This is a genomic window from Ruegeria sp. HKCCD7303 (assembly GCF_013111185.1).
Lineage (GTDB): Bacteria > Pseudomonadota > Alphaproteobacteria > Rhodobacterales > Rhodobacteraceae > Ruegeria.
The window spans coordinates 284,554-294,683 of the sequence record NZ_WVRE01000006.1 but is presented as its reverse complement, the minus strand read 5'-3'; the positions used below and the strand labels follow the sequence as shown (position 1 = coordinate 294,683).

The 10,130-nt window shown below is 53.2% G+C and carries 6 protein-coding genes; 5 read left to right on the top strand and 1 reads right to left on the bottom strand.

The window, feature by feature from the left end:
• Positions 1-598 precede the first annotated feature (598 nt).
• Positions 599-3,343 (top strand): AsmA family protein, encoded by a 2,745-nt coding sequence (locus tag GS630_RS16725; protein ID WP_171620999.1) that lies wholly within the window; start codon positions 599-601, stop codon positions 3,341-3,343.
• An 11-nt stretch (positions 3,344-3,354) separates the two neighbouring features.
• Here GS630_RS16725 and GS630_RS16720 read toward each other — a convergent pair whose 3' ends face one another.
• A complete protein-coding gene (locus GS630_RS16720) occupies positions 3,355-3,855 on the bottom strand; it encodes a hypothetical protein (RefSeq protein WP_171235035.1) in 501 nt (166 codons plus the stop codon).
• A gap of 183 nt (positions 3,856-4,038) precedes the next feature.
• On the opposite strand from GS630_RS16720, the gene GS630_RS16715 reads away from it, so the two are divergent.
• The 4 genes from GS630_RS16715 (at position 4,039) to GS630_RS16700 (ending at position 9,708) form a co-directional block, all read left to right on the top strand.
• Positions 4,039-4,326, top strand: a complete 288-nt coding sequence (locus tag GS630_RS16715; protein ID WP_216599819.1) for a hypothetical protein — start codon at positions 4,039-4,041, stop codon at positions 4,324-4,326.
• Entirely contained in the window at positions 4,311-7,892 is a 3,582-nt protein-coding gene (locus tag GS630_RS16710) for an adenylate/guanylate cyclase domain-containing protein (protein ID WP_171620998.1), read from the top strand. The genes GS630_RS16715 and GS630_RS16710 overlap by 16 nt, the downstream gene beginning before the upstream one ends.
• A 27-nt stretch (positions 7,893-7,919) precedes the next feature.
• Positions 7,920-8,177: a DUF4242 domain-containing protein gene (locus GS630_RS16705; protein ID WP_171092613.1), complete on the top strand. Its 258-nt coding sequence runs from the start codon at positions 7,920-7,922 to the stop codon at positions 8,175-8,177.
• A gap of 115 nt (positions 8,178-8,292) precedes the next feature.
• Positions 8,293-9,708 carry an FAD-binding oxidoreductase gene (locus tag GS630_RS16700; protein ID WP_171238520.1) on the top strand — a complete coding sequence of 472 codons (1,416 nt, stop codon included), beginning with the start codon at positions 8,293-8,295 and terminating at the stop codon, positions 9,706-9,708.
• Positions 9,709-10,130 lie beyond the last annotated feature (422 nt).

The following is a 10,130-nucleotide window of genomic DNA, read 5'->3' as shown; positions in this document are numbered from 1 at the left end:
GCTCGTCAGGCTCATAACCTGAAGGTCAGAGGTTCAAATCCTCTCCCCGCAACCAAAATCCAAACAGCCCGGTCGATCTACAAAAAATCCACCGGATCAATTGCTTAACGTCTTAACACCGTCAGCCTCGTAACCCGAAGCTCAGAGGTGCAAACCCTAATCACGTAAACAAATCTAGCGAATTGTCGTCGTTAAGAATGCCCGTCTCATCGACGGGCTTTGCTTTTTTTTAACCATGGCGATCAAATTGCCCCGTATTTCCGGGACATAAACGCAGATAACTTCTCTGCAACAGAAGAAATGTAACGTTCAGCAGCAATCTGGGGTTCCTGCCAAATCGCTGACTTGATCGATCTGTGAGTGACTACCCGAGCCAACACTGGTCCTTTTGACCTATTGGACAGCGTGGGTCGAAGACGGGGTGTTTCATTTCCGTGAGGACCCAAACGAACGGGATGCTCGAATCCTTACAGCTTTGGATCTCTGGGCATGAAATGCCTAGAGCGTTACCTTCATATTTGTGAACCAACCTGCCAGCAGGCTTGGCGATCTCAAAATTGCAGATAGACTGAACAATGTAACGACGACAGGGAAGCGAATGAGGACCTGGTTATTTAGAATAATAGGCACAGTCGCATTTCTGGCATTCGCAGCAGTCGCTTTTGTTTGGCTGTTGCTTGCGGCTCCAATGTTCTCGGATATGCGGCGTGAACTTGTAGAACAGGTTCTTTCGGAACAAATCAACCGACCACTATTGGTCAACGACGATGTGCGCATCGCGGCGGGCCGCATTACCCACATTTATGTCGGCGGCGTGGTGATCCCAAGCCTTTCAATGGAAGATACCTCACTTGCAGAGTTAAATCGGCTGGAATTGGAGTTGGATATTGCCGCTTTGGCCAATGGGCGCCTTCACTTTGACAATCTGGTTGTAGATGGCCTGCAAGCAAATTTTCTAACTGCGGCTGATGGCACGACAAGCTGGCTCAAGGGCCATTCAGCACCAAATTCTGAACCCGAAAGCATCGCGGCAGAAGAAACTCTGGAAACGTCGATAGAGGTTCGCGAGTCCGATGACGAAGGCGCGGAAAACAAAGGCATCCTTACGTTTTTGAGCGACAAGAACGTGAGCTTTACGTCCATCGGATTGAACATAGATGACCAGGCTTCGGGGTTTGCCTTTGTTTTCGACCTCCAATCTCTTGCCCTGGAACAATTGTATGGCGGGCAGAACACAAGGGTTTCGGGGACGGGCTCTGTCAACGGTCAGGGTTTCGAAATCGAAGGCGACTACCCTCGCGGCGCGCCGTTTACGACGCACGCCAGTTTTGGGGAAATGACGGTAAGCTACGATGGTCAGCCATTGGCGGAAGACGAAGGTGGCGGTTATCGCGCGGTCTTGGAGATGGACACCGGTGAATTTGGCGATTTTCTCGAAGTCGTTGGGTTAGATCGTGTTCTGGAAGGCAACGGCCAGTTTCAGGCAGAGCTTGTGTCCCAGGATGCGCTCAAGATCGAAAGCTTTGCGACCACCATAAATCTTGAGGATGGACAGAAACTCGAAGCTGAGGGTTCGATAGATGACCTTTACACCGCTCAGGGCGTCGATCTGATCTTTGATGCCCGCCTTCACCCTGAGGGACAGCCGCCGAGCGCGGCAAAGAGCTTCCAGGACCTGAAGTTCTCGGGGTTTGAGATGCACATGGTGGGATCTCTGGCGTCTTTCGAGTTCGAGAAACTACTGTTTAAAACCAACGCATTCGACCAGGGGCTGGACGTGATTGGGCCAGCATCCATCGAAAGCATACGTCGCATGCCCGACGGTCGCCTGGCCATGCTGGGCATTGCGCTACAAGCCGGACCGATCGAGGAGCCGGTCCTGAAAGCCGAAGGTGAAATCCTCGATCTGCTCCAACTTCAGGACGTAACTTTTGATGGTATGCTCGACGGGCCCGCTAAACTGATATTACCGAACCTAGATGAAGGCTTTGTCGACCAGTTCGGCGGCATCAAGGCCGATTTCAACATATCCAATGCGGGCGGGCCGGTTTCACTCAATAGGTTTAATGCTACCAACTATGGCACCGATCTCTGGGCGCTTGATCTCGCACTATCCGTCAACGAGCTAAAAGGGCTGGCCGGTCTCGATTTCGACGTGAAACTGGACGTCGACGACAGCGCCCAGTTTCTCACCGCACTCAACCTGCAACCCATCGAGATTGGCGCAATGGCTATCGATGCTGAAACCTCCAGGCAGGGTGAGGACTTTGATGCCGCAATCAAGTTCGAAGCCGGGTCTTCCGATCTTCTTGCGGCTTTGGATGCGCGGTTTCCCGAAGGTGCATCCGTCGTCCGTGGCAACATTACGAGCGAGAGGCTCGATCTCAACGACCTGAAGAACCTGACCGCCGTGCTGGACCAACTGAAAGGCCTGGTAGGCGAGGCCTCACAAGAACCTGAACCCGAAGTTCAGCCTCTGGTTTTGCCCAAGGAGACAGACGTTCAGCCCTTGGTGTTGCCAAAGGAGAAAGGGAAACCTGCCGATCTTTTGGATGTACAACGTGTACTGAAAGAGGCTGATGTTGAGGTGCAGATCGATTTCAAAGAGATTGTAGGCCAGCAAGGCGTAACATCTGTTTCAAGCCAATTGTCTGCCAAAGACGGAACCGTGGATTTCGGACCTCTTCAGATGGCTTATGGTGGCGGAAACTTCAGCCTGCGGGCGGTGATGGATCTGATTGACTCACCTGATTGGCTTTCGTTGTCAGGATCAACCTCGGGATGGGAATTCGGTGAAATCCTTGATGAACTGGGGATTGGTATTGATGCCTACGGGCGTTTGAGTGGTGAGTTCAACGTTTCTGGCAGCCCCGCCTCGGGCAAGGCCTTCGTCAACTCGATGCGCGGCAATGCGTCTTTGTCGATGTCGCAAGGTTACATTAGTACCAGTCTACTGGAGTTAGCCGGGCTGGGCATATTCCCGTGGCTGTTTTCAGAGGAGTTCAGACAAGGCTACACCGACATCACTTGTGTGGTAGCCCCGGTTGATATTCAGGCCGGGCGGGTCAGTTCAAACTCCATCGTCATTGAAACGGGATCGGTTCAATTGGTGGCCAGGGGACAAGTGGACTGGCTGAACGATAGCATAGCGATCAGAGCAGAGCCCCGTCGCGTTGGCAAACCGCTATCCCGAAGCGCGTGGCCCTTTGATGTGACTGGCCAGCTTTCGTCGCCAAAGTTCAAACTGGACGTGGGTGGGTCAAGGAACAAGGCCCCGGAAGGCGCTGATGCTATGCCTGTCGACAGGCAACCCTGTGTGCCGGACATCAATCAATTGCAATAGCAGGACGCGACCTAGTTCTTTAATGGTTCAGGCTGCTCGGCCTGACATGTCAGAACCGCCTCGATGGCTTTTGCAGACCCGCTGAGATCAAGCTCTATCTCGGTCCCGCTTTCGCCAATAATCGTGACGCTTTGACGCTTTCCGAATTCAGTTACAAACGCCGGGTTGTCGAAAAAGGCGTAGCCACCGGGCACACCATTCTTGAAGACACCCACCGCTTCGCCTTCGAATCTCGCATCACCAAAATCGAACTGTACGATCCCGGTCGCCCCGTCCTCGATTTGAACCCAGGCGGGATTGTAGGCCGCAAAGAACCCGCCAGCCTGATTGGGCGCTGCGCCAATTTCAACGGTCATGTCACCTTCAAACGGTTTCCACGCAAGGCAGCCGTTGCCCTTTTCGGGATCAATCAGGATTGTCCAATCGCCGGATTCACCCCAGCGTTCCATACCAGCAGCTTGAAGTAAGCTTGCATAACACAAAGCCAATGTTGTCAACACATACCTGTACATTCTGAACCCCAAACAGTTTTGAAGGTTAATCCATCCTACCGATACGGGAAGATCAATCAAACGATATGGAAGAGGCTTCAGAAGACAAGCCAACGAACCGAAACCGTTGTGTTGTAAACACGCTCGCCCCCAATTGCTAGGATGACCTTCAATGTTGGCTCCGTGAACGTACAAGGTCAGGAAATGTTGACTGACCACAATAGCGTCGCCATGCGGCTAGAACGGGACAGCGAAGCCAAGGTCACAGTCTTTCAATGCGCCAATCCGGAACCTTTCGTCTGCACCTACGACACCGAGCTTCTCAAAGACATATCGACCGAGGTAGTATCACGCGAAGACGCTCAGCTATTGGACCTTAAATTGGTTTGCGAGCGGATCAACAAGGTGCCGATGGCCGCCATCGCAAAACAGGAAGAGTTCTTGATTAGCGCAGCGTATCTCAGCATGATCCTAAGATGTCGGCTGAAATAGACCAGTGGTTAAATGATCTCGACCTGAGTCAGTACGCAGATGTTTTTGCGGAAAACGATATTGATGCGCGTGTTTTACCACTACTGTCTGGCGACGATTTAAAAGAGCTCGGGGTGAGCCTTGGTCATCGCAAGATCATCCTCGCTGCAATCCACGAACGCGCCGATCAACAGCACGTAACCTCGTCATCACAAGCAGCTCGTGAACAAGCGCCCACCTCAGATAATGCGCAAAGTGATGATCTGCTTAAACGGAAGCATAGTGAACCGGTCACTGCAGAGAGGCGTCACGTAACGGTTTTGTTTGCCGATCTGGTCGGTTCGACGGAACTCACCAATCGGCTTGATCCCGAAGACATGCGGGGCTTGCTGCAGAACTACCAAGACGCCGTTGCCGGAGCCGTCAGTCGGTATGGCGGCTACGTTGCAAAATATCTGGGAGACGGTCTTCTTGTGTTTTTTGGCTGGCCGAGGGCTTACGAAGATCACGCAATTCGGGCGATAAAAGCCGGTCTTGAATCTGTTCGACGCGTCGGGGAACTCAATACACCGGACGGAGAGCGCTTGTCGGTGAGGCTAGGTGTTGCAAGCGGCGATGTCGTGGTCGGCGATACCATCGGCGAAAACACATATGAAGAAGGGGCTATGACTGGCCCGGTCGTCAATCTTGCGGCGCGGATTCAGGAACATGCAGAACCAAACTCGGTCGTATTGTCCGTGGAGGAAACCGAGACAGCCTTGCATCGGATATTTGAATTTCAACCCCTTGGGAAGACAGAGCTAAAGGGTTTTGCTGAACCACGTACTCTGTTGAAAGTGGTGTCTGAGCGCAGTGCGGAAAGCCGGTTTCGAGCTTCACATCGCGATGATGCCGCCAGCGCGATGATTGGCCGCGACTACGAAAAAGGGATACTACTGCAATCATGGCAACGTGCTCAGAATGGTCACGGAGAGGTTGTTCTGCTGTCTGGTGAACCCGGGATTGGAAAATCGCGACTTACAGAAGAATTTCTTGCTGACATCGCCGCAAGCGACCAAGCCGATGTCATAAGACTGAACTGTTCCCCTTATCTCAGCAGTAGCCCCTTTCATCCGGTTGCCCAACGAATTTCTCAGGACGCTGGGGTCGAACCGGGGTTCGACGACAATCTGATCCTTGAACATGTTCGGAATATGCTTGAAGGGCGGCGCGGGCTGGACTGGGAACAAGTTCTGCCTGTCTTTGCAGCGTTGGTCGCACCTCGTAGTGCGCTCGCCCAAAAGGTGCTCGAGATGTCACCGCAGGAGCAGCGCGACATAACAATCCAAACTTTGATCCACACCGTGCAAGTGCGATCAAGCGTGCGCCCGGTTATTCTGTGCGTCGAAGATGCTCATTGGATCGATCCTTCCACCCAAGCCTTGTTGGAGCGGTTTAAATCGATCTGCACCGATCTTCCTCTGATGATCCTGATAACCCACAGACCCGGGTGGGAACTGGCTCGAGACGACGGGGACACGCACGTTCAGTCTCTGGTATTGCGCCGGTTCGATTCTGCGCATGTCTCAAACCTTGTCGAAAACATTACAGGCAAGAAACCGGATGATGCCCTGATTGCTACGATCATTGAAAAGACCGATGGTGTACCTTTGTTCGTGGAAGAGCTGACCCGAGCGATTGTCGAGGCGGGAGAGCACGGGCAAATCCATATACCGTCGTCTTTGAAAGGCGCGTTGATGGCGCGTCTCGACGCGGTTTCGCCCGAGGCAAAACAAGTCGCACTTACAGGTTCTGTAATGGGCCGAGAATTTGAGCCGAGCATATTGAATGCGGCGATGCGCATTGCGGATTCTGATATCAACAAATGCCTCGAAGAGCTTTCTCGAACCGGCATAATCTTCGAAAGCGGTCACAATCGTGGGCATTTTGTATTCCGTCATGCCCTTATTCGCGATACCGCCTATCAGTCCATGCTGAGCTCGACCCGAAAACAGCAACATGCAGACGTGGCGCGTGCGTTGATACGAACACGGTCCGCTGAGATCGAGCGACGTCCCGAACTGGTCGCCCGCCACCTTTCAGAAGCTGAGGATTGGGGGGCTGCGTTCGAAAAATGGCAGATTGCGACAGAAATGGCGTTGGCGCGATCTGCCAGCCAGGAAGCGATGACCAACGCTAAGGAAACTCTACGAGCTGCTGAAAACCTAGACTCAGACTCTGATTCAGAATTGATCAAAAGCAAGATCCTGGTTGGTCGCAGCCATGACAGCCTGGGCCAATTGCCCGAAGGTATAGCGGTTCTGAAGGACGCTTCCAACGCAGCCCGTGCCTTGCATAACGTAGAGCTGGCCGCTGACGCGGCCAACCACTTCGCTGACTCATGTATGATGTCCAGCGAAAGGCACGGTGAGGCAATTGATCTCTGCGATAGTGCACTGAGGGATTTGCCCGAGAATGACAAAGTCCGTCGGTGTAGATTGATGAGCCAGCTTGCACGCGCCCACATGTTCGTCGGTCAATTTTCCGAAGGGGCGCGCTACGGCCAGCAATCCATGGAACTGGCTGCAAAACTGGGTGATTATAAATCTCAGTTCTCGGTAATGATGATGCATTTCGGGGCCCCATTTGTTGCGCGGAAGGGAAGAGACGCCCACCATTGGCGCGAAAACCTGGAGGCTATGCATGGTGTGGCCGAGCATCTTGGCAGCATCGATCAAGGGCGAGATCGCACTCTCAGCCTGTTTGTGGGTGCCGAGATGGCAGACCGCGCGTTGATGGACCATTCACTGGAATTGCTCACTGAGATTTCGGAAAAGGACAATCATCTGCAACTCTATTGGGTTCAGAAACACGCACGCGCCATGGTTGCAATAATGGACGGCGATTTTGAGCAAGCTGAGAAACATGCCACCGAGGCGGTCAAGATCGGTCGGAAGACCCATGGGGAACATGTAGAGGGCGTCTTCGGGGTTCAGATGTTCACCATTCGCCGCGAGCAAAACCGACTGCACGAGGTTGCGCCTGTGATTAAGCAACTGATGACAGACAGCCCCGAAGACATTTCATGGAAGCCCGGTTTTGGTCTTATCGCTGCTGAGCTTGGATACAAAGAACCGGCCGAACGAATACTGAATGAAATGGCTGCCAATGGCTTCGATCTTCCACCAGACGCCATGTATTCAACGACTTTGTCCTATCTGGCCGACATATGTGTCGCCATTCAGCATCAAGAACACGCCAAGACGCTCTATAAAATGCTTGCTCCTTACGAAGAACTGACGATCACCGCTGGGGCCACGACAGTATGCACTGGCGCAGCTGCGCGACGCCTCGGAAGTCTGGGTACGGTTCTGAAGGACTGGGATGTGGCTGAGACGATGTTCCAGAAGGCAATAGAAATTGACACGCGCATGAAATGCCCTCCTTGGGTCGCGCACAGCAAGACGGCATATGCTACTGCACTAAGACAACGCGGCCGCCCGGCTGATGTGGAACAGGCGTTTCAACTGGAAGGGGAAGCGTTGGCAATTTCACAGAAATTGAGTATGGTTTCCCTAAGGTCAAAGCTCGAAGGAGTAGCGAGTTAAGGTAAAAAATCTGGTCTGGGGGACTTCATGCCAAGGTACATAATTGAAAGAAATTTTGCCGAGCAACTAAACGTTACAGACGATGACAAAATTCACATCAAAGAGATCAATGACGAAGTCGGCGTCGAGTGGATTTTTTCGTTTCTCAGTGCAGATAAGCGCAAAACCTACTGCTTGTATGAAGCCCCGGATGAGGAAAGCCTGAGAAAGGCGGCCGAACGCCTGAACATTCCCGCCGACGTGATAACACCTGTGGATCGCATCGACCCGGGAATTTTTGCCTGACCTGCAACATTATTTTCCCAATTCAGTGAAACGCCTTCGCGGGACCACGCGACGGAAAAAAATCGACTGAGGCAGCGCTGCAAGAAGCCCGACCTGACAATAGGGAGGCTTACGCATGTTTGATCTGAAAACACTCGACGGTGGTACGGCAACAGTGGAGCAAGACGCGTTGGGCGCTCTTGATGCAGCGCTTCGTGGCGGGGTTTATCAGAAGGGCTCCCCTGAATATGAGGATGCAAGAACAACGTGGAACAGCATGTTCGAACGTTACCCAGGCTTCGTAATCCGCGCGCTGGGGGCCAGTGACGTGCAGAAGGCCGTGAACTTTGTTCGGGACGCCGGCCTCGTTATGTCTGTTCGCTCTGGTGGACATCAGATTGCTGGTCACGCTGTTGCAGATGAAACTGTAATGCTCGATCTGTCCCAGATGCGGTCCGTGCACGTCGACCCCGTCACCAAGACTGCTCGGGTTGCGCCTGGAGCGCTGCTAGGAGACGTAGATCGCGAAACTCAGGCACATGCACTTGCCGTTCCCGTTGGCATCAATTCGACTACGGGTATCGCAGGCCTCACGCTTGGCGGCGGCTTTGGATGGACCACTCGGAAATTTGGCATGACGATCGATAACCTGCTCTCAGCGGAGGTCGTGACTGCGGACGGTGCCATTGTAACCGCCTCGCCCGCAAGCCACCCTGAACTTTTCTGGGCCATCCGCGGCGGGGGTGGGAACTTCGGTGTTGTGACCTCATTCGAGTTCCAGCTGCATGAACTCGGACCCGATGTTTTGTCTGGCCTCATTGTTCATCCGATAGAAAATGCGTCAGAGCTCCTCGCAGAATTTGCTAAGATTGCTGACACTTCCCCGGATGAGCTGACCGTCTGGAGCGTGATGCGAAAAGCGCCCCCTCTACCGTTCTTGCCAGCTGAGTGGCATGGGCGAGAGGTGCTGATCTTTGCAGCCTGCTACAGCGGACCGATGGACGAAGGTGAAAAAGCCATGACGGCATTGCGCGCGCTTGGTGAACCTATTGTCGATGTGATCTCGCCCCATAAGTTCGTAGATTGGCAGGCCGCCTTCGACCCGTTGTTGACACCAGGTGCCAGGAATTACTGGAAAAGCCACGATTTCGATGCACTTTCTTCGGACGCAATCTCAGGACTTCTGAAAGCGATTTCCAGTCTTCCAGACCCGGCGTGTGAAGTCTTTATTGCCCATGTGGGTGGCGCAATGGCACGTGTTCAGGCCGGTTCGACCGCCTATCCCCAAAGATCCGCCCATTTCATCATGAATGTTCACACGCGTTGGGAAGACCCCGGCAAGGATGCCGAATGTATTGATTGGGCGCGAGAGCTTTACGACCAGATGCAACCGCACGCGAGCGGAAGTGCATATGTCAACTTCATGCCCGAAGACGAAGCGGACCACATGGCCGGAGCATATGGTGAAAACGGTGAGAAGCTTTCCAAGATCAAGGGTAACTATGACCCCGACAACTTGTTCAGGGTCAACCACAATATCTTGCCTACGTGATGGAATTCAGAACTACTTAAACTGATCCAGATTGATGTTGGGCATCTTGCCTTACTGCCTGCGGCTTTTCTTGTTGCTTAATTGTCAATCCAAGTGGGTTCTCCAGCCGGTGATCGCACCGGTGGTGATGCACATGCATCGTCGCAGTTTCAGTAAGCAAAGCTAAGAAACTCAACATGTGGATGTGTCAGACTTGGTACGGAGCGGTCGGTCAGTCCGATTTGTGTGAACGACTACTGTGGGGCAAGAATGTCGACACATTGGGTCAAGGTGTTGAACAGCCGGGAGCATCGCAAATCTGGCGATGGCTGCTATCGGGAGCAGAACCAAATTTGGTCAGCTTCATCGCCGCAAGGCCGTTGCGAGCCCACAAGGGGCGCCAGTCTTGACCCTTGGTCCATTTTTTCGCCAATGTCGACGAA